This window comes from Anaerolineae bacterium (assembly GCA_035529315.1).
Lineage (GTDB): Bacteria > Desulfobacterota > Desulfobacteria > Desulfobacterales > ETH-SRB1 > Desulfaltia.
The window spans coordinates 15,519-37,294 of sequence record DATKWZ010000011.1 but is presented as its reverse complement, the minus strand read 5'-3'; the positions used below and the strand labels follow the sequence as shown (position 1 = coordinate 37,294).

General features: G+C 40.5%; 17 protein-coding genes. 16 read left to right on the top strand and 1 reads right to left on the bottom strand.

Features of this window, described 5'->3' with window-relative positions; genetic code table 11:
* The 16 genes from VMW78_01795 to VMW78_01720 all read left to right on the top strand — a co-directional run.
* Positions 1–1,684, top strand: a 1,684-nt coding sequence (locus VMW78_01795; GenBank protein HUV49740.1) for an ATP-binding protein, incomplete at its 5' end; no start/stop codon positions are given.
* A 71-nt stretch (positions 1,685–1,755) separates the two neighbouring features.
* A complete protein-coding gene (locus tag VMW78_01790; protein HUV49739.1) occupies positions 1,756–3,693 on the top strand; it encodes a response regulator in 1,938 nt (645 codons plus the stop codon).
* A gap of 993 nt (positions 3,694–4,686) precedes the next feature.
* The gene (locus VMW78_01785) at positions 4,687–5,415 is read left to right on the top strand and encodes a hypothetical protein (protein ID HUV49738.1); all 729 of its coding nucleotides are present in this window, start codon (positions 4,687–4,689) and stop codon (positions 5,413–5,415) included.
* Between the two features lie 151 nt (positions 5,416–5,566).
* Positions 5,567–6,016 carry a hypothetical protein gene (locus VMW78_01780; protein HUV49737.1) on the top strand — a complete coding sequence of 150 codons (450 nt, stop codon included), beginning with the start codon at positions 5,567–5,569 and terminating at the stop codon, positions 6,014–6,016.
* Between the two features lie 415 nt (positions 6,017–6,431).
* Positions 6,432–8,564, top strand: a complete 2,133-nt coding sequence (gene glgP / locus VMW78_01775; GenBank protein HUV49736.1) for an alpha-glucan family phosphorylase — start codon at positions 6,432–6,434, stop codon at positions 8,562–8,564.
* A 277-nt stretch (positions 8,565–8,841) separates the two neighbouring features.
* Positions 8,842–10,302: a ribonuclease E/G gene (locus tag VMW78_01770; protein HUV49735.1), complete on the top strand. Its 1,461-nt coding sequence runs from the start codon at positions 8,842–8,844 to the stop codon at positions 10,300–10,302.
* Positions 10,295–11,020, top strand: coding sequence for a hypothetical protein (locus tag VMW78_01765; GenBank protein HUV49734.1), 726 nt, complete (start codon positions 10,295–10,297; stop codon positions 11,018–11,020). The genes VMW78_01770 and VMW78_01765 overlap by 8 nt, the downstream gene beginning before the upstream one ends.
* A 59-nt stretch (positions 11,021–11,079) precedes the next feature.
* Positions 11,080–12,378, top strand: a complete 1,299-nt coding sequence (purB, locus tag VMW78_01760; GenBank protein HUV49733.1) for an adenylosuccinate lyase — start codon at positions 11,080–11,082, stop codon at positions 12,376–12,378.
* On the top strand, positions 12,379–13,023 hold the full coding sequence (locus tag VMW78_01755) for a hypothetical protein (protein HUV49732.1): 645 nt from the start codon (positions 12,379–12,381) through the stop codon (positions 13,021–13,023).
* Positions 13,024–13,083: 60 nt separating this feature from the next.
* Entirely contained in the window at positions 13,084–13,446 is a 363-nt protein-coding gene (gene yajC / locus VMW78_01750) for a preprotein translocase subunit YajC (protein HUV49731.1), read from the top strand.
* 85 nt (positions 13,447–13,531) lie between these two features.
* Entirely contained in the window at positions 13,532–15,109 is a 1,578-nt protein-coding gene (gene secD / locus VMW78_01745; GenBank protein HUV49730.1) for a protein translocase subunit SecD, read from the top strand.
* A gap of 14 nt (positions 15,110–15,123) precedes the next feature.
* Positions 15,124–16,164, top strand: coding sequence for a protein translocase subunit SecF (gene secF / locus VMW78_01740; GenBank protein HUV49729.1), 1,041 nt, complete (start codon positions 15,124–15,126; stop codon positions 16,162–16,164).
* Positions 16,165–17,286: a DNA-processing protein DprA gene (dprA, locus tag VMW78_01735; protein ID HUV49728.1), complete on the top strand. Its 1,122-nt coding sequence runs from the start codon at positions 16,165–16,167 to the stop codon at positions 17,284–17,286.
* 13 nt (positions 17,287–17,299) lie between these two features.
* Positions 17,300–19,570, top strand: a complete 2,271-nt coding sequence (gene topA, locus VMW78_01730) for a type I DNA topoisomerase (GenBank protein HUV49727.1) — start codon at positions 17,300–17,302, stop codon at positions 19,568–19,570.
* A 4-nt stretch (positions 19,571–19,574) separates the two neighbouring features.
* The gene (locus tag VMW78_01725; protein ID HUV49726.1) at positions 19,575–20,417 is read left to right on the top strand and encodes an MBL fold metallo-hydrolase; all 843 of its coding nucleotides are present in this window, start codon (positions 19,575–19,577) and stop codon (positions 20,415–20,417) included.
* Between the two features lie 45 nt (positions 20,418–20,462).
* The gene (locus VMW78_01720; GenBank protein HUV49725.1) at positions 20,463–21,170 is read left to right on the top strand and encodes a SagB/ThcOx family dehydrogenase; all 708 of its coding nucleotides are present in this window, start codon (positions 20,463–20,465) and stop codon (positions 21,168–21,170) included.
* A 30-nt stretch (positions 21,171–21,200) separates the two neighbouring features.
* On the opposite strand, the gene VMW78_01715 is transcribed toward VMW78_01720, so the two are convergent.
* Positions 21,201–21,542: a response regulator gene (locus VMW78_01715; protein HUV49724.1), complete on the bottom strand. Its 342-nt coding sequence runs from the start codon at positions 21,540–21,542 to the stop codon at positions 21,201–21,203.
* Positions 21,543–21,776 lie beyond the last annotated feature (234 nt).

The window sequence follows — 21,776 nt, the reverse complement described above, 5'->3', positions numbered from 1 at the left end:
GGAATACACCGAGGTACTGCAAGCTGCCAGGAGCAATCCAGCTTTGTTGCTGGACAGTGAAAAGCGGATAGGCGCCTCACACGATGAGACAGGGGCATGGCTTATCAATAGCTGGGCACTTCAATCGTTTATTTCTGATGCTGTTCTTTATCATCATGAACCAAAACACAGAATTCTTGACGCACTTCCTCTTGTCAAAATTGTATATGCAGCAAACATTCTTAGCTCTGGGATAGATAGAGATCGCAGCTATGCTTTTGATATAGCAAAAGAAGTTTTGGGTTTAGAATATTCAGCATTAGACAGGATAGTCTCATTGTCTGATAAAAAGGTGAGGCAGGTTGCAGAATCGCTGGATATAAATATTGAAAATCTGCATAATTTTGATGAATCGGTTTGTGAAAAAGATGTTGAAAAGCAAAAAGAACTTGTCCGCACGGCCAGAAACATATCACAACTACAAGGCACACTTCAAAATCTGTTTGAATGCCATGATGCTGATTCAATACTGAAGGTTGTAAGGCAGGGTTTGCAAATTTTGTTTGATATAAAAAGTGTGCTTTTTTTTCTTTATGATCATGAGAAAGATGCTCTGCAAGGGGATATTGGCAATGGAGAAGGGTATGATTTGCTAATCAAGGAAATAGTTATTCCTGTTCAAGGTAAAAATTGTCTTTTGACAAAAACTCTTGCTGAAAAAACATCTCTGGATTCTTTTGGTCATATTAAAGAAATAAATCTTACTATTATTGATTCCCAGATCATTCGCTTGTCTGAAAAAGAAGGTATGCTGTGTATTCCCATGCTATCTCAGGAAAATTGTGTTGGCGTGATGGTTATAGGTATAGATGAAGCTCAATCTCATATTTTATTTAAAGATTTAAATTTCATAAACATGTTTGCAAACCAGGTGGCTGTTGTCATAGATGCTAAAAATAAGAGAAAATCTAAGGCAAAGCTTATTCAATCTGAGCATTTGACTGCTCCCTCAATTGTAGCTGATAAAGTTGCCCATGAGGTGAAGAATTCTCTGAGTATTATGAAAAATTATCTCAAGATACTGGGGCTAAAACTCGCCAAGGATAGTCCGGCACAAGACGAAATAGTTATTGTCAATGAAGAAATAGATCGAATAAGCCTCATTATTAATGGATTGTCTAACCTTTTAGAACCTAAAGTAATACAAAAAGAATTTGTTGATATTAATACTCTAATATCTGATCTAATCAAAATTACTCATGAATCATTGCTGCTTCAGTCGGGTGTTAAGGCTAAACTTAGCCTGGAAACATCTATACCTGCTGTTATGACGGATAAAAATGGTCTAAAGCAGGTTGTTATCAATCTAATAAAGAATGCTGTTGAGGCTATGCCCGATGGGGGAGATATTGAAATCAGCACCAGATTAATTGCAAAATCCCAAAACAATGGATTCAATAAAAAAGCAGATAAAAAAGAACAGGAATTTATTGAAATTATTATACGCGATAGCGGATCAGGAATCCCGAAGGAAATAAAGTCGAATTTATTTGAACCGCTTGTCAGCTTAAAGGGTAATGGCCATTCCGGCTTGGGTCTGTCTATTGCGTATGGCATTATAAATGGATTAAAAGGAATAATAACTTGTGAAAGTGACGAGACAATCGGTACAATTTTTAAAATATTGCTACCGGTTAATGATTGATGGTGTTGTAAAAAGTCGAAAAAACACTTTTTGGCAAGTATAATTGATATGTGGAGGTGATTATGTCGTGTGTGCCCAAAATCTTAGTAGTAGATGATGAAGCACGGATGCGGGATAGCCTGAGTGTTTTGTTAAGTAACGAAGGTTATAATATACAGACCGGTTGCAATGGCAGAGAAGCAATAGAATATTTGAACAAAGATAGTTATGATATGGTTCTCCTTGATATGGTTATGCCTGAAATGGATGGCCGCCAGGTTATGGATTATATAAAAGGTCAGCATTTAGATACCATGGTTATAGTTATGACCGGGCATGCAAGTATTGACTCAGCCGTAGAATGCGTGAAAAGGGGGGCTCACGATTACCTTAAAAAACCCTTTGATTTTGAAGAACTTCTGGCAAGAGTAAAAAACACAATTAATCAGATTCAATTAAAAAAAGAAAATAAGCTTGTCAACGGAAAGCTGAAGGTGACAGAGCAGCGATATCAATATCTCGTTAATGCATCACCGGATATAATTTACATTCTTAGTCCTTATGGAGAAATTACGTTTATAAATGGCGCTGTCGAATCTTTACTTGAATGCGATGCGGAGCAGCTTTTAAACAAACACTATACACATCTTTTGTTTGAATATGATCTAAATAAAGCAAAATACCACTTTAATGAAAGAAGAACAGGCTCTCGTGCTACTTCCGGCCTTGAATTAAGACTAAAAACGTCTAACAACGGCCATGACCCGGAAAAATGTTTGGTAGTGGAATTAAACTCCATGGGTATCTATGATAAATCTGTAGATGAGACCGATAAAAAATTTCTGGGGACTTATGGTGTGGCAAGAGATATAAGTGACAGAAAACGCCTTGAGGCACAATTGCTGCAGTCTCAGAAAATGGAGGCTATAGGGACTCTGGCAGGAGGTATTGCTCATGATTTTAACAACCTGCTTATGGGAATCATGGGCCGGATTTCTTTGATAAATCATGATGTCGAGTTAAACCATCCCCATTATAAACACTTCAAAGACATAGAAGAGATTGTTAAAAGGGGATCAGATCTTACCAAACAGCTTTTAGGTTTTGCCATGGGTGGTAAATACGAGGTTAAGCCTACCAATATTAACAAGCTCATAGAAAAATGCTCTGATATGTTTGGTCGTACAAGAAAGGAGAACAGAATCCACACAACGCTTCAGAAAGATGTTTGTGCGGTTGAAATAGACCGGTCGCAAATAGAACAGGTTCTGTTAAACCTTTTTGTGAACGCCTGGCATGCGATGCCGGGAGGTGGGGACATATTCATTGAGACGAAAAATATCAGGTTAGATGATGATGATGTCATGCATTATGGAATAAAACCCGGTGAGTTTGTTATGGTTTCTGTGGTCGATACAGGAGTTGGTATGGATAAAGAGACCCTGCGGCATATCTTTGAGCCATTTTTTACAACCAAAAAGTTGGGCAGGGGTACAGGGCTTGGGCTTGCTTCGGCTTATGGTATTATAAAAAATCATGGGGGGCTAATCAACGTTAACAGCAAAAAGGGTGAGGGGACAACATTTAATTTTTACCTGCCGGCTGTAGAAGCACAAATTATTAGTCAACTGCGTAATGATACAGAAGATGAGATTTTGCATGGAACCGAGACGATTTTGATAGTTGACGATGAGGAGATAATTATTAATGTTGCCCGGGAAATGCTCAATAATATGGGCTATAATGTTTTTGTAGCCGGAGGTGGAAAAGAGGCCCTGGAAATTTTTAAAAAAGACAAGGATAAAATTACATTGGTTATGTTGGACATGATTATGCCGGATCTGTCCGGGAGCGATGTATATAATGTTCTTAAGGAGATAAAACCAGATATAAAGATTTTAATTTCCAGTGGATATAGCATTGACAACCAAGCGAGTAAAATAATGAGCCGTGATTGTGATGGATTTATTCAAAAACCATTTAATATGTTACAGCTTTCTAAGATAATTAGAGAGATGCTTGACAGTTGAAAACCCTCTTGGACGTAAAACCGCTCTCTCCTGGTTTTGTCTGACATCTATTGATCTGAAAAAAGTAAAAACGGAAACGCTGATTATATGGGGAGCTTATGGGACATCCTATATTCCTTCCGTCAAGCATAAAGTGTGCGTTTTCAATAAACGAATTAATTCAACAAGATAGAAGGGCGGCTAATTTTTGAGCGTACTTCTCCTTATATCAAGGGGGAACAACATTGATAACTCATCGAAAAGATAACAAATTAAATTGACTTGTATATTCACCTAATATATATTGCCGAAGATTAATTTCGGTCTGTTTTTTGAACCTCAAACAGGAGGATCAGGTGACCAAGAATTACAAAAAAATAAAGCCCCATTTCTTCAGCAATATGAAGGATGGGGCTTTTTGATTATGCAGGCTAAAATCTGAAATTATGAACTAAAAAAAGGAGTTAGCTGTTCTATTCTTGACGATACAAGTCTCCCGTAAGTACGAGTTAAATGAACGACTTGTGGCGTAATGAAAAAGGATATTATAATGTCTAATGTTATAACAAAGGAAGCTATTGCCAGTAAAATATACAAATAATAAGAACCGTTACAAAGCTTAGGCAAGCGTTATCAGATAATAAAGAGCTCAGAAAAGAGCTTGAAGAATTAAAACAAATAACTGATGAACGTTTTCAAATTGTTTTTGAGACGTTAGATCAATTAATAAATATTGAAAATACGCCAAAGAAAAAAATCGGCTTTACAGTAAAAGAAAAGCTCAATTCATACGGCAATCGAAAAAGAAGATAGTTGGGTCGGTACAGAAAAAGGATTTAGCTATTCTATTTTTGACGATACAAACTCATAAACTGAGGAGCATTCCATAAATAGCCTATTACATCCCCCTTAAAACTGTATTAAATACAGCAATACGATATTATAAAGAAAATATATAGCGTTAATATACAGATTTTTTCTGCTTAATATAATAGTTATACCTAAAAATTTAAAATGAAAATAAAGCTTCTCGAACTATCAAAAGAAGAGCAAGACCTTGTAGAAAAAGCGCCACAAGAATATGGCCCGGCATTTGTCAATGCTCATGATTTGGTTTTTCTTACGTGGACGTTTGTTAATACAAAAAAACCTGAAGCTTATGCCTTTATGCTTTTCTTGAGCCAAATCCAAAAATCATTGGTTCTTTGCCTTTTGTCAGCTGTTCGAAATCACGAAGTGCAATTTAATATGATGTTGCGTTTTGCACTTGAAAACGCTTCTTTAGCTAGTTATTCACTATTCAAGCCTGAAACAAATAATTTTTATAAAACCGATGAAAACGGCATTATGTTTCCTAAGGAATCAGCTAATTTAAAAGCGTATAAATGGTTAGATAAAAATTATACGGAGCATTCGCAAAAAATTAAGTCGATGAAAGATAATATAAATGAGTCTTTTGCTCATGCAAGTATATTGCCTGCGCCACAAAATATAGATTATGGCAGTCCACAAATTACCAACATGTTTTTTGATTACCCTGACAAGTTATTTGTTATAAAAAATTTGTGGTGGGTGGCTAATGTTGCATTAGGAATGCTTGACCTGTTCGCTAAAGTAATCAGGCAATATCCCTTGGTAACAATTGCAGATGACTTTGTTCAATCGTTGGAAAACTATGCCACAGAAAATTACAGAATCTTGAATGAATTGAAAAGGAACCCAAGGTTCGCTAAGTGGCTTTAATGACAAGGTATAACAATGTAATTAAGAGGGACCGGCGAGCACCGGCGTTTTTCAAAATAATGCCATCTTGATTGCAACCGGAAACAAGTAGCAAAGGGTTGGCCGGCCCCTTATTACTGGTTAGGCAGATCAATTTACGAAAGCATATACAATGAATCGAAAGACAGCCAAAATTAAACCCGCCGTAAATAAGGATGTGCTGCTGTTTCTGGCGGGCTTCATGTGGTTCGGTGCCGGAACAATGCTTTTGTTTCTATCATTTTCCTGGCTGAATGCATTTCAAGTTCACGGATCATTCTTATTTGGCGGAATAGGCGTTACTGTAGCATTAATAGTACACCATTTCGGATTTTTGAAAATCGTGGATAAAAATTTGGGACGAATATTGCCGATGGAGGGAAAGAAGTGTATTTTCTCTTTTATGACCTGGAAGAGTTATATAATCTTAGCAGTGATGGTTACAATGGGAACATTGTTGCGACATTCCCCGATCCCCAAACCATATTTGTCGATGTTATACATAGGAATAGGTTTGGCGCTTATACTTTCGAGCGTGCGATACTTAAGAGTCCTTCTGAGTCAAATTAGAAAAAGCAAATAGGAGCCAATTAATCCAAAACGCGAGTTCGGGAGCCTGTGGGACATCCTTCAGATTATAAGTTTCTCATGCCTTCGTTGTTTTTTTGTGCTGTTGGGTGCAAGGGGCTTTTGGGACGCCCTTTACATTTAAAGTTTTGAAATGATGGTTACGGGTTGCGGCAAGAAGTCTACTATGTTATTGGGTGGTAAGAGACCTTTGTATTAGTACGGCTCAAATAGCAAGGCGATTGAATCTCTCATTGGCCGGGGTGAGTCAGTCGGTAAAGCGAAGGGAGACAATAGTACAATAAAAGGGCTACAACCTCATCGATCCTTAAGCCCAAATGTGGAAATGTAAAGGGCGTCCCCAACGCCCACAAAATATAACAACTGGAATTTCGAAAACAGCGCCAAAAAACAAGCAAAGAATTTTATCAATGGACATAAAAGAAATCCCATACCTTCCGGAACGTTTATCAGGCCTGGTGGAACTGGCTTCAAACCTCTGGTGGAGCTGGCATCCTGCAGCCAGAATGCTCTTCAAAATGCTGGACCGGCAGATATGGAAAGAAAGCCGGCACAATCCTGTAAAGGTTCTTAAAGAGCTTCCCAAAAAAAACTTTGAATCAGCTGCCGCGGACAAAGATTATCTGCGGCACTATGATATAGTTCTTTCAAGATTCCATAAGGAAATTAAAGAAGATGAATGTTTGCTGCTTGAGGGAATAAACGAAAGAAAGATTCACTCAATCGCATATTTTTCTGCTGAATACGGTCTTCATCATTCCCTGCCTTTTTATGCCGGCGGATTAGGATTTTTAGCCGGAGACTTTATAAAGGAATGCAGTGAATTAAAGGTCCCCTTGACAGCATTGGGATTTATGTATCCGGAAGGTTATTTCAAGCAACAAATCCGTGAAGACGGCTGGCAGGAAAATATAAAACAATTACTTGACAGGGATGCTGCATCAATTTTCAGAGTTCTTGATAAAAACGGAAACCAGCTTATAGTAAAAGTACCTTTGATTGAGCCACCCATTCATGTTGCTGTATGGAAAATAGCCGTAGGTCGTGTACCTCTTTATCTAATGGATACAGATATTGAGATCAATGATCCATGGAACCGTGGGGTATCAGCACGTCTTTATACCGGTGACCTGGAACAACGGCTGCGGCAGGAAATAGTGCTGGGCATAGGCGGAGCAGAAGTCTTAGAAAAACTTGGAATTAAACATTCTTTAATGCATTTAAATGAAGGGCATGCCGCCTTTGCTCTGTTGGAACGCATAAGGGATAAAGTGCAGGAAGGAATGAATTACAGTGAAGCATCTCAACGTGTCAAACAATCCACTGTTTTTACTACCCATACACCTGTTGCCGCCGGGCATGATATATTTCCCTTTCAAATGATCGAAAAATACTTTAATTCCTATTGGCCTTCCCTTGGACTTGATCGCGACTCATTCCTTCAGCTTGGTGTTCATCCTGAAAATCCCAATGCCGGTTTTAATATGACGGCCTTTGCTTTAAGGATGTCTGAATTTCGTAATGGGGTCAGTAAAAAACATGGGGAAGTTGCCCGAAAGATGTGGCATGGTCTATGGCCGGAATCATCTGGAGACGAAGTGCCTATTGATTATATAACCAATGGGATACATATACCGACCTGGATCGAACCTAAAATGAAGCTTCTTTTCAACAAATATTTGGGAACTGACTGGGTCGAGGATTGCGATAACCCTCTAATCTGGGAATTGATAGATGAAATTCCGAATGATGAGCTATGGAAAACCCACGTCTGGTTAAAAATAAAGTTAATCAATACTATAAGAGAAAGAGCTCGTCAGCGCTGGGTAAAAAATCGAGTAAGCACTTCAAATATTTTAGGTATGGGCACGCTGCTTGATCCATCGGTATTGACAATTGGTTTTGCCCGCAGATTTGCGACTTATAAGCGTGCTGATCTGATTTTTTATGATCTGGAAAGATTGAAAAAGCTCGTAAATGACAGGTGGCGACCAATACAGATAATATTTGCAGGCAAAGCTCATCCGGCAGATGACCCGGGGAAAAGAATACTTCAAAAGATATATAATTTTGCCCGCGATCCCGGTCTGTGTGGCAGAATTGCTTTTATTGAAGACTATGAAGAACAATTCGCACAATATATGGTTCACGGTGTGGATGTATGGCTGAACAACCCACTGCCGCCTATGGAAGCCTGCGGAACCAGCGGTATGAAGGCGGCTTTAAATGGTGTTCCTCACCTGAGTATAATGGATGGCTGGTGGATAGAAGGTTATAACGGGGAAAACGGCTGGGCTTTTGATCATGAAGAATCGGAGAAGAATAAGGATAAAGCTGATGCCGAGTCAATTTACCGGATTCTGGAAGAAGAGGTAATGCCATGTTATTACAAGTTCTCGGATGATGGAACTCCTGACGACTGGGTGAGAGTAATGAAAGACTCCATTAAAAGTAATGCAGCGATGTTTTCCTCAAGAAGAATGGTAAAAGAATATATCAAAAAATTTTATATCAAAGAATTAAAAAAAGCACAGAATGACTAACAATGTCTGTTGACTCAAGCTCCGGGATTAAAAGACCTTGCCATATTCATTTAGACAGCCTGAACCGCAATAGCGAGCTGTTCAAAAGATCATGCCGGCTTCGCGCCGGTTCAACGGGATGAACAGAGAAATAGTTTGACTTGCATATGACAATTTTATATTTAATAAAAGCAAATAATTATGAACAGATAAAGATTCTGGCAGGATAAGTTTTGATTTTTTAATTCTGTCAAAAAAATATATTTTACTTTTAAGGGAGAAAAAAATAAATATTATTATGAACTGCAACATCCTTATCAATGCGATAGATCCTGAAGAATGCAGAATTGCGAAAGTAAAAGACGGCAAGCTGGGAGAATTTCATATAGAAAGCGCCGCAAGGGAAATAATCCACAGCAATATCTATAAAGGAATTATTGCACATATTGAACCCAGCCTTCAGGCTGCTTTTGTTGATTTTGGAGCAGAAAGACACGGGTTTTTGCAAAAGCATGAAATTCACAGCGATTACTTTCAGGACAATCATTCAGGAGATCGTTCAATAACAAATATAGTAAAACGTGGTCAGGAACTAATTGTGCAGGTCACAAAAGACCCGTACATGAAAAAGGGGGCCATGCTTTCGACACTTATATCTCTGCCTGGAAGATACATCGTTCTTTTGCCTGGAAGCAAAACAAGAGGGATTTCGCGCAAGGTTGAAAATGAAGATGAGCGGAAACAGTTAAAAAGTATTATTGACGGCCTGGCCATGCCTGAAGGATTCGGCATTATCATCCGTACTGCCGGGATAAACGCCACCAAGTCGCTCATATCCAGGGATCTGACATATCTTCTGCGACTGTGGAAAAACATCAAAAAAAATGTCCAGGATATAAAGGCACCGGCCCTTCTTTACAAAGACAGAAATCTTGTTTTAAGATCAATACGTGACTATTTTACTCCGGATGTAACCGAAATTCTTATAGACAATCTTTCAGTATTCCGCGAAACTAAAGACTTTGTTAATATCATTTCTCCCAAACACACAAAAATCGTAAAACTTTATAAGGGCGCGAAACCGATATTTACAAAATACCAGCTTGAAGACCAGATTGCATCTATATTTGAAAACCGTGTTGCCTTGAAATCAGGCGGATCAATTGTCATAGAACAAACAGAGGCCATGGTCTCCATAGATGTTAATTCAGGTAAAGGAACCAGAAAAAAGTCGGTCGAAGAGACGGCATTTATGACCAATATTGAAGCAGCAGAAGAGATTGCGCGTCAATTGCGGTTAAGGGATTTAGGCGGCCTGATAGTGATAGATTTTATCGACATGAGGGATCAGAAACACAAAACCAATGTTGAAAGCATGTTGAAAACAAATCTAAAAGAGGATAAAGCCAAAATAAAAACAGGCAAGATCACAAGGTTTGGTCTGCTTGAGATGTCAAGGCAAAGGCTAAGACCGTCTATTAAATTCGGCGGTTTTGAATCCTGCCGGTATTGCAAGGGGAAAGGGCTTACCCCGTCCTCGGAAACTCTGGGGGTAAGCTTTTTGCGCAAACTCAGCCTCGGGACTTTAAAGGAAGGGATTTCCAGCGTAAAAGCTATTGTGCCGATCGAAGTCGCAAATTATTTATTAAACAAAAAACGCAAGGAAATTTTTGACATGGAAGCCAGGCAGAATCTTTCAGTTGAGATCAAAGGCGACAATACAATGGTCCCCGGAGAAAGCAATATTGTTTATGAATAACTACTTAAAAATCACCCTGATTTGCGCTGTTGCCGCCCTAACGGCTGCAACGGGTTTATGGTTTTGGCGAAATCAAAACAAAGCTCATCTTCCCGGGCAAATTGCTGAAAAAGTTTATATACCTGTCAAGCCTCAAGCCGTTATTGATTACAATAAACCTCAAGCCATTACAAATAAACGTAAAGCAGAATACGGTCTTAAAAAAGGGGTTGACATTGTTGTCAGATCCGACGAATCCTTTAAAGTTGGTGAATCAACCGTTTCCATGCAGGAAATCCAGGATAAGATACGGCTTAAAATTGGCGATATCATAGAAAAGGATATAAAACCAGGCGAAATAGCGCTAAATAACGGTATAGAGGAATTCGGAATATACGTTGTGCGTCCCGGAGACAACTTATGGGCCATTCATTTTAAATTTTTAAAAGACTATTTTGATCGCAAGGGTATTGCCATTTCTTCGCTTGTCGATGAACCAGACAGGTTGGGATATAGTTCAGGGATGGGCAAACTTTTAAAATTTTCGGAACAGACTGTTTGCATATACAATTTAAAGGAAGGGAAACTCGATGTTGACATTAATCTGATTTTCCCTTTAAGCAAGATAGTTGTTTATAATATGAGCCGGATTTTTGCGCTTCTGGAGCATATAGATTACCAGCATGTAAACAAAATTCAGTTTGACGGTGAAACGATCTGGATACCTGCCGAGCAGTAAGAAAAAAGCTCAAATATGAAAACAACGAGCACCCAGCTAAAACACGGAAACATAAAATTATGATAAAACGGTATACCAGAAAGGTCATGGGAGATATCTGGACCGATGAAAACAGGTATCAGACATGGCTGAAGGTTGAAATATTAGCCTGTGAAGCCTTGGCAAAAAAAGGAAAGATCCCCCCAAAGGCTGTTGATAATATCAGGAAAAAAGCAGGATTTTCCATAAAAAGAATTGAAAAGATCGAGGCTGAAACCAGGCATGATGTAATCGCCTTTCTTACAGATGTTGCCGAACATGTCGGCCCTGATTCAAGATACATTCACATGGGCCTGACATCCTCCGATGTTCTTGATACAAGCATGGCATATCTTCTCAGACAGGCCGGCATGATTATTCTTAAAGACTGCGAAATCCTCTTGCAGACGATAAAAAAAAAGGCGTTTAAACACAAAAACACGGTGATGATAGGACGCTCTCATGGAATCCATGCAGAGCCTATAACATTTGGCTTGAAGCTTGCGGTCTGGTACGATGAAATGCGTCGTAACAAGGAAAGGTTTGAGCGTGCTGTTGAAACAATAAGCTTTGGGAAGATATCAGGAGCTGTGGGAACATTTGCCAATATCTCCCCGGACATTGAGGCGTATGTGTGTAAAAAACTGGAGCTTAAACCCGCTCCAGCCTCAACCCAGATTGTTCAAAGGGACAGGCATGCTGAATATTTTACAAGCCTGGCCATCATGGCTTCATCCATAGAAAAGATGGCGGTCGAAATAAGGCATTTGCAAAGAACAGAGGTCCTTGAAGCAGAAGAATTTTTTTCAAAAGGCCAGAAAGGTTCTTCAGCCATGCCGCACAAGCGTAATCCAATAGGGTCTGAAAATATATGCGGCCTTGCCCGTATCATACGTTCAAATGCCATGGCTTCCCTTGAGAATATTCCCCTGTGGCATGAAAGGGATATCAGCCATTCCTCTGTTGAAAGGGTCATAGCGCCTGACAGCACGATACTGATCGATTATATATTAAACAGAATCACAAAAATCATAGACAAGCTGGTTGTATATCCTGAAAGAATGAAACAAAACCTCAATATGTTTAAAGGGCTTGTCTTTTCTCAGCAAATATTGCTGGCTCTTGCGGAATCCGGCGCAACTCGTGAAGATGCTTATAAAATAGTCCAGACGGTTGCTATGCGGGCATGGAAGGATAAAAATGATTTCAAAGCCCTTGTTTTGAAAAACAAAAAGATTTGCAGCCTGCTCGGTTCTGAAAAAATTGAAGAAATATTTGACGTAAGTTATCATTTAAAGTATATCAGCGCCATTTTTAACCGTGTATTTGTTGACAGTTAAATGAAATTATTAAGAATAGTTTCTATAAAAATTTTTCCGGCGATTATAGTAATCTTCCTTTGTCTGGGGTGCCGGGCTTTTGAGCCTGTAGAACGGCTTAAAGATTCGTATGATCCTTACCGCGGCGGTCAATACAAGGCAGCCCTTACGGACTGGAGTAGAGAAGCCCGTATTTACAGAGGCCTGGACGTTAAACTAATAGCTGACGCCACATTCAAATCTTCTAAGTTTATAGATGCTTATTCAAATGAGTATGCCAGGGCATATAAGCTGACAGGCAGTGAAAAAACAAAGCTGTTAAAAGATCAAAAAAATGCCGCTTTAGTTTATAATGATTTTCTGCTTGCCGCATATGTGCCTGATAAAAAGCTCAATGATTTTAACAAAAAGGATTCCATCTGGAAAATATATTTAACTGCTGGAACAGGCGGGCTGATAGCTCCACTTGAAATCAGGAAAATAAAACAGGTTGATGCTGTAACAACCCACTTTTTTCCTTATATAACTCCCTGGAAATCGGTGTACATGGTTAGATTTTCCGCAACATCTCCGGCAGCCCGCAAGTCTATGATTGATGGCGGCGCTGAAAATATAAAACTTATTATCACAAGCGTATTAGGCTCCGCTGAAATGGTTTGGGAATAAAAACCGCAATAACATATTTAATCGCAGGGTTAATAACAACAGAAACAAGGAGGGTTAATTTTGGTTGACATAGCATATGCAATGGGTCAGGGTGGCGCAGCAGGCGGACAGGGGGGTGGATTCGCATCATTTATCCCTCTTGTTCTTATGTTCGTTATTTTTTATTTTCTTCTTATCCGGCCCCAGCAAAAAAAGCAGAAAGAGCATCGTTCAATGGTCGGTAATCTTAAAAATGGAGACCGTATAATAACAAGCGGCGGCATTCATGGACGCATTACCTCTGTTAGTGATGACACTTTAACAATAGAGGTGGCGGATAAAGTCCGTGTGAAGATAAATCGAACTAATGTTTCAGCATTGCTCCAGTCTTCATCACAGGCTCAGCCGGCAAAAATAGAGAAAACCGATTCAGATAAAAAATAAAACTCGAAAATTAAAAAAGCCCCGGTGACATAGGTTAACCGGGGCTTTAATATGATAAAAACCGGACAATAGAAGGAATAGATCATTGAAAAATATTTCCTGGAAATTAATTTTAGTTATAATTGTTGTTATAGCTGCTGTTATCTATATTATTCCTTCAATTAAACCTGCATGGTGGCCGCACAAGAAGATAAATCTCGGCCTTGATCTCCAGGGAGGCATGCATCTTGTGCTTGAAGTGGATACTGAAAAGGCTTTGGAAAGCACAATAGAACGTATTAGGCTTGAGATCCAAAATCTCTTAAAAAAAGAGCGCATAAGGTTTCTAAGTGCAGAGAGGGTTAACGGTTCAAAGATCTCGGTCAGATTGCAGGAAAAGGATAGTGCCGACAGTTTTGAACAGCTTCTAAACAAAGAGTTTAAAGATCTGCGTATTGTTTCAAGATCAACAGATGAGGGGGTGTTTTCCATGGTTTTGGACCTTCCTGAAGAAGAAGCCGATAATATCAAAAAACTTGCGGTATCACAGGCCCTTGAAACCATAAGAAACCGTATCGACCAGTTTGGTGTGAGCGAACCCGACATCAGGCATCAGGGTAAAAAACGTATTTTAATTCAACTTCCGGGGATAAGGGACACACAAAGAGCAAAGGATCTCATCGGCAAAACAGCCCTTTTGGAGTTCAAGCTGGTGGATGAAACACAAGATGTTAATGCTGCTCGAAATGGGAATATTCCTCCTGGAAGCGAAATACTTACTCAGATCACAATGGATCCTGACTCAAATCGCGAAATAAAAAACTACTTTCTTATTAAAAAGCAAACGCTCTTAACAGGTGCGAATCTCACAGATGCAAGGGTTCAAATAGATTCACAGTTCAGTGAGCCTTATGTTTCCATTACTTTTGACAAAAAAGGCGGAAGAACTTTTGCTAAAATAACAGAAGAAAATGTAAAAAAACGCCTTGCAATTGTTCTGGACAATCATGTTTATTCCGCGCCGGTTATACAGGAAAAAATCGCCGACGGTGAGGCCCGCATTACAGGTAACTTTACTATGGAGGAGGCCAAGGATCTTGCCATCGCTCTGCGCGCCGGCGCGCTTCCCGCCCCTGTAAAAATACTTGAGGAAAGGACCGTCGGCCCCTCTCTTGGAGCTGATTCAATCAACAAAGGTCTTGTTTCAGTGTATGTCGGAGGTTTTCTCGTAGCCCTGTTTATGATTATATATTATAAGGGTTCAGGCCTGATAGCCGACTTTGCTCTTATCCTTAACATTATCCTGATCGCCGGAGGACTCGCGGGTTTTCAGGCTACTTTAACACTTCCCGGCATTGCGGGCATTATACTAACCATAGGAATGGCCGTGGATGCAAATGTTCTTATTTTTGAACGTATCAGAGAGGAGCTGGGTATCGGCAAAACACCGCGAGCCGCAGTAGACGCGGGGTATAAGAAAGCCACCCTTGCAATCCTGGATGCGAACGTCACAACACTTATCGCGGCCCTTGTTTTGTTTCAGTTCGGAACAGGACCTGTTAAAGGGTTTGCCGTTACACTGAGCCTGGGCGTAATTGCCAGTCTATTTACATCTCTTATCATGACACGGCTTGTATTCGATTTTTTGTTAATTAACCGAAAAGTAAAAAATTTAAGTATATAGCGGGAGCATGTTTAATGCAGCTTATAAAACCTGATATAAATATTAATTTCATCAGCAAAAGAAAAATTGCATTCTCTATTTCCATTGCAATGATCATCATCAGTTTTTTTTCGCTGATAATACATAAGGGGCCGAAATACGGGATCGATTTTGCCGGCGGGACATTAATACAGGTTAAATTTAACGCGCCTGTTAACTTAGATGATGTAAGGTCGGGGCTCAATAAGCTTGAATTAGGCAAATCATCGGTTCAAGAGTTCGGCGATAAAAAAGATAATGAATATCTTATAAGAACCGATATGTCTATCTCAAGTTCTCAAGATTTTACTTCCAGAGTAAAAAAAGCCCTTGAATACACCAAGGGAAATGATGTGCAGATCCGTCGGGTTGAAATGGTAGGCCCTCAGGTAGGCAAAGATTTACGTGAAAAAGCTCTGTTTGCCATGTTCTACGCCCTGCTCTTTATTACCATATATATATCCGGACGCTTTGAATTAAAGTGGATATTAAGCGGCATCATGGCCGGAGCGCTTATGGTTGCCGTATATTTACTTTCCTTATTCAATGTGGGCATAGCCTTCCTTATCAGCGCCGCCGTAGTCGTTACACTTATCCTCTTCTGGTTTCTCGAGCTTAAATACGCTATGGGGGCTATTGTTGCCCTTATCCATGACATTATTATTACCGTCGGTATTTTTTCTATTTGCGACAAGGAGTTCTCCCTTCCGATTATCGCGGCCCTTCTCACCATAATCGGATATTCTTTGAATGATACAATTGTTATTTTTGACCGCATCCGTGAAAACCTCAGAAAATACCACAAAAATACTCTGGAAGTAGTCATCAACAGAAGTGTAAATGAAACGCTCAGTCGTACAATTCTGACCTCTTTGACAACTCTTTTTGTGGTTATAACGCTTTTTACTCTTGGAGGCGGAATTATCCACGACTTTGCATTTGCAATGATAGTCGGGGTGGTTGTAGGAACATACTCCTCAATATTTGTTGCAAGCCCCATACTCCTTGCCTGGCAAAAGCATGGAAAGAAAAAATAAGTGGAAAATATTCTGCTGCCATGGTTTGTCCTTAAAAGCGTTCCGGGAATTGGGCACTGCCATTTCAAGCGTCTTATCGACCATTTCAAGTCTCCTGCGCGTGTTCTTGAAGCATCGCGCGAAGAACTTCTCAATCTCGACGGCATGTCCGAACGCCTTGTGTCGGCGATAAAGCGGCACAGGATACCTGAACAGGTTAAAAAGGAGCTTGATCTTGTTACGCAAAAAGGTTACCGGATTGTCACAATGGCAGACAATGATTACCCTCCTCTTTTGCTGCAAATACCCGACCCTCCCCCGTTTTTGTATGTCTACGGAAATCTTGAGGGGTCTATAAGAAATGTTGCGGTTGTTGGTTCCAGGAATGCGACAACCTACGGAATATCAACGACCAAACAGCTTTGCGTAAATCTGGCTTCAAACGGGATTACCGTCGTCAGCGGCATGGCAAGGGGGATCGATACTGCTGCCCATGAAGGCGCCCTGATGGGTAAAGGAAAAACAATCGCCGTGCTTGGAAGCGGGCTTGAACGGGTTTATCCCTCGGAAAATATAAAGCTTTTTCATAAAATCGCCGCTAACGGCGCTGTTATTTCAGAGTTTTCTCTCATGACGGAACCTGAAGCTCATAATTTTCCAATGCGAAACAGGATAATCAGCGGCATTTCACTTGGAACCGTTATAGTGGAAGCAACTAAAAGAAGCGGGTCGCTCATTACAGCGCGTCTGGCAGCAGAGCAAAACAGAGAGGTATTTGCTGTTCCAGGAAGCATCCATTCCTTTAAAAGCACCGGCACACATACACTTATCAAACAGGGAGCCAAACTGGTTGAACAAACACAGGATATTCTAGAAGAACTTGCGCCTCTTTTGCAGGAGCATGCCGCAACCGAAAACACGGATCAAAATAAAACAAAGGCTGATCTTCCGACGTTATCATCAGAGGAGTTGACGGTATATAAAGCGCTCGGGCCATATCCCGTTCATATAGACGAGCTTGTTAGAAAAATTTCCATGAAGCCCGGAAAGCTTTCGAGCATATTGCTTAAGCTGGAATTAAAAGGGGTTGTGCTGCAAACACCCGGCAAACTGTTTTCCATAAAAACAGAAAGCATGCGTTAGGAAAGGAATGATAGTGAGCAAACCGCTTATAGTAGTTGAATCACCAACAAAAGTAAAAACCATAAAAAAGTATCTTGGCGATATCTATAATGTGGTCGCAACCGTCGGCCATATCAAGGATCTTCCCGCAAAGGAAATGGGGATAGATATTGAAAAAGGTTTTAAGCCAAAATACACAATAATCCCAGGCAAGAAAAAGGTTATATCCTCTTTAAAAAAGGCTGCCGGAGATGCTTCAGACATATACCTTGCGCCCGACCCTGACAGGGAGGGCGAAGCAATAGCATACCATACCGCGGAAATTCTAAAAAAACAGGGCAGAAAGTTTTACAGGGTATTGTTTCACGAACTCACAAAAAATGCCATCAATAAGGCAATAGCCGCTCCTGAAAATCTCAACAAGAAAAAATATGAGGCTCAACAGGCACGCAGAATACTTGACAGACTGGTGGGATATCAGGTTTCGCCATTGCTGTGGCGCAAGGTCAAAGGCGGGCTGAGCGCGGGAAGGGTGCAATCTGTCGCGGTGCGGATAATCTGCGAAAGGGAGCGCGCCATTTATGCCTTTAATACAAAAGAATACTGGTCGATAACAGCTTATCTTGAGAGCGGGAGCCCCCCACCATTTACCGCAAAACTCGCGAAAAAAGACGGAAAGAAGATCAGCATTCCGGATGAAAAGGCTTCAACCGCTATCCTTAATGAGATATCAGGCAGCAGTTTTATAGTGGAAAAAGTTCAAAAGAAAACCACAAAAAGAAATCCCCTTCCCCCTTTTATCACAAGCAAACTGCAGCAGGAGTCTATCAGAAAGCTGAGATTTTCCGCCAAAAAGACTATGATCATAGCACAGCAGCTCTATGAGGGTATAGATCTGGGGCCCGGCAAGCCGGAAGGGCTTATCACATACATGCGTACAGATTCAACCAGGATATCAAACGAGGCTGCCGAAGAAGCCCTTTTGCTGATCCAGGAACGTTTCGGCGAACAATATGCTCTTGAAAAGCCGAGGTTTTTCAAAAACCGCAAAAAGGCTCAGGATGCCCATGAGGCCATACGACCCACATCGGTCTTTAATACACCTGAAAAAATTGCCGGTTATCTTTCCAAAGACCAGCTGTCTCTATACACCCTTATATGGAAACGGTTTGTCGCATCACAGATGAAACAGGCCATTATTGACACCAGCTCGATATCTATCAATGCCGGTTCCTGTTTATTTACCGCAAGCGGATCAACCATTAAATTTCCGGGCTTTATGAGCCTTTATATGTCTGTTGACGATGCAGATGAAAGGGAAGGAAAAGCAGATGATCTTCCGGAACTTTCTGAAGGCATGGTATTAAAACTCAACAAATTGGAGCCAAAGCAGCATTTTACATTGCCGCCCCCAAGATTTTCAGAAGCATCTCTGGTCAAAGAGCTTGAAGAAAACGGGATAGGGCGCCCCAGCACCTATGCGGCCATATTATCGATAATCAGACAAAAAGGATATGTGGATTTTGTCAAAGGTTATTTCAGACCAAACGAACTCGGCTTTATTGTAAACGACCTTCTGGTAGAAAGCTTTTCTGATATATTCGGCGTTGATTTTACCGCCAGAATGGAAAATAGTTTAGACAGTATTGAAGATGCTGATGCCAATTATTTAGAAGTGCTTACACGTTTTTACGAACCTTTTAAAAAAGATCTGGATGCTGCGTCAGAATCGATGCTCAACATGCGGGGCGTTGGTTTCCCGGCAGATTTAACCTGTCCCGACTGTAACAGACAAGTGCATGTCAAGGTTGGCAAAAACGGACAATATCTTGCCTGCAGCGGGTATCCTGAATGCAAATATTCAACAAACTATACAAGGGATGAAACAGGGAAAATCCAGCCGATTGAAGTGCCCAAAGAAGAGGCTACAGACAAAATTTGTGAAAAATGCGGCAAGCCTATGATCATTAAACAGGGACAATACGGGCCGTTTCTTGCCTGCACCGGATACCCGGAATGCAAAAACACCAAATCAATAAATTCAAATCATGCTGCGCAGGCTACTGGTGTAAAATGTCCTGAAAACGGCTGTTCCGGCGATCTTGTCGAAAGAAGGTCAAAGCGCGGGAAATTTTTCTATGGATGCAGCCGTTATCCTGAATGTACATTTGCCATCTGGGATAAGCCGGTCGCAAAAGAATGCCCTGAATGCAAGGCTAAGTTTCTTGTCGAAAAAACAACTAAAAAGGAAGGCGCTTTTTACGCGTGCATGGAAAAGGAATGCGGGTATAAGGAAAACAGGTAACCTTATGAAATTTGGAGATTACGAATGCTTTGCTGTTGAAACAGGCGGATTTGCAATAGACGGCGGCACAATGTTCGGAGTTGTTCCAAAGATATTATGGGAAAGAAAAATTCCTGCTGATGAAAAAAATCTTATCCCCATGCAGGCAAGGTCTCTTTTAATACAGGGAAAAGGGAAAAATATTCTAATCGACACTGGAATCGGCGACAAATTATCTGAAAAGCTGAAAAAAATATATCAGGTTGACATGGATTCAGCGAATATCAATACATCACTGTCTAAGCTTGGATTGACCAGCAGCGATATTACCGATGTAATAATAACCCACCTCCACTTTGATCACGCGGGAGGATCGACATATATCATGGATGGCAAGGCGGTTCCGGCATTTCAGAACGCCGGATATTATGTTCAAAAAAAACAGTGGGAAATCGCGAACAATCCATCAGCAAGAGACAGGGCAAGCTATATGGAAGAAAATTTCATGCCGCTTTTGAAAGCAGGGGTCTTAAATCTTATTGACGGCCCGCAAGAAATATTCGAGGGGATCGATATTATCGTGACCAACGGGCACACACCCGGCCAGCAGCATCCACTTGTAAAGGATAAAACAAGATCTCTCCTTTTTTGCGCGGATCTTATTCCAACATCAGCACATCTTCCTGTTCCCTGGAATATGGCGTATGATAATTTTCCAATGACTTTAATTGATGAAAAACAAAAGCTTCTAACCAAAGCATTAAAAGAAGACTGGATTCTTTTTTTTGAACATGATCCCCGCATTACCGCTGCAACCATCAAGAAGGCTGGAAAAAATATTGAAATCGATAGTTTTGTCTCAATCTGATTTTACGTAATAATTTGCCCAGCAAATAACCTCAGGATGCCGGTAATGAAAAGATGCTTTATACCCGCTGTGATTTGTGAGATAATTTTTTTATTAAGCATCGCATGCTTTCCTTTAGCAATGGGTGAAGCCATGACTATTGACAAATCCAAAGAAATCGTAAAACTGCCCGCCCCGAGGTTTGACGGCAATATTCCGGTTGAGACCGCTTTATTAAAAAGACGGTCTGTGCGAAGCTATGCTGCGGAAGCCTTGACGCTTGCCGAAGTCTCGCAGGTTTTGTGGTCAGCGCAGGGCATAACAGATCCGAGGGGTTTTAGAACAGCCCCTTCCGCCGGAGCGCTTTATCCTCTTGAGCTGTACATTGCCGCCGGCAGCGTGCAGGACCTTCCCGCAGGTATTTATAAATACAGGCCTCATACACATGAATTGTTCAAGATTTTAGATGGAGACCGGCGAGCGCAATTGTGCAATGCGGCTTTAAATCAATCTTCAATAATACAAGCGCCTCTTGTTATGGTGTTTTGCGCCGTATATGAACGTGTCACCGGAAAGTATGGGAATAAGGGCATGCAGTATGTTTATATGGAAGTTGGGCACGCGTCCCAAAATGTCTGCTTGCAGGCTGTTTCATTGGGTCTTGGAGCCTTGACCATCGGCGCCTTTTATGACGACCAGGTTAAAACAGCCATCCATGCAATGCCGGATGAGCGTCCGCTCTATATCATGCCGATCGGAAAGCTGAAAAAGTGATGGCTTTTAATCAACTAAAAGCTTCGTACATCAGGCTAAAATTAGTTTAGAAAGCTCGTCAAACTGATAAGGTTTGTATAATGTTGGAAAAGATATTTTAAAATTCGGCCTTAAAAAACCGCTTGTAATAATGATTTTTTTATCGGCGCAATACCGATTAAGAAATTTAATCCAGTAATCGCCACCGAGTATTTCCATCTTATAATCTGTAACAATTACATCAATTTCATTATCAAGCATGATTTTTAATGCACCTACTCCTTCGGAAGCAACAAAAACAGTAAAGTCTTTTTGGACAAGATAATCCCTCAAAGTCAACCGAATAGAGTCTTTATCTTCGACTATTAAAACAACTGGCAGATCATTCTTCATTTATATCCCCTTAACAAATCAGTTCGTTTATTTTTGAAATTAAACCGTCAAAATCAATTGGCTTCGGGGAAAAAGCATCAGCACCTGAAAGTGTTTATAGCTTGCCAACTGCGCAAATCATGATTCAGACAATTCTCATGCAGGTAGTGTTTGCATATCACAAATTTTAAGGTATTTCAATTTGTTACGTGAATAGCCACTATCTCTGCGGCCAGTGGCCGGCTGCAAGAGCAT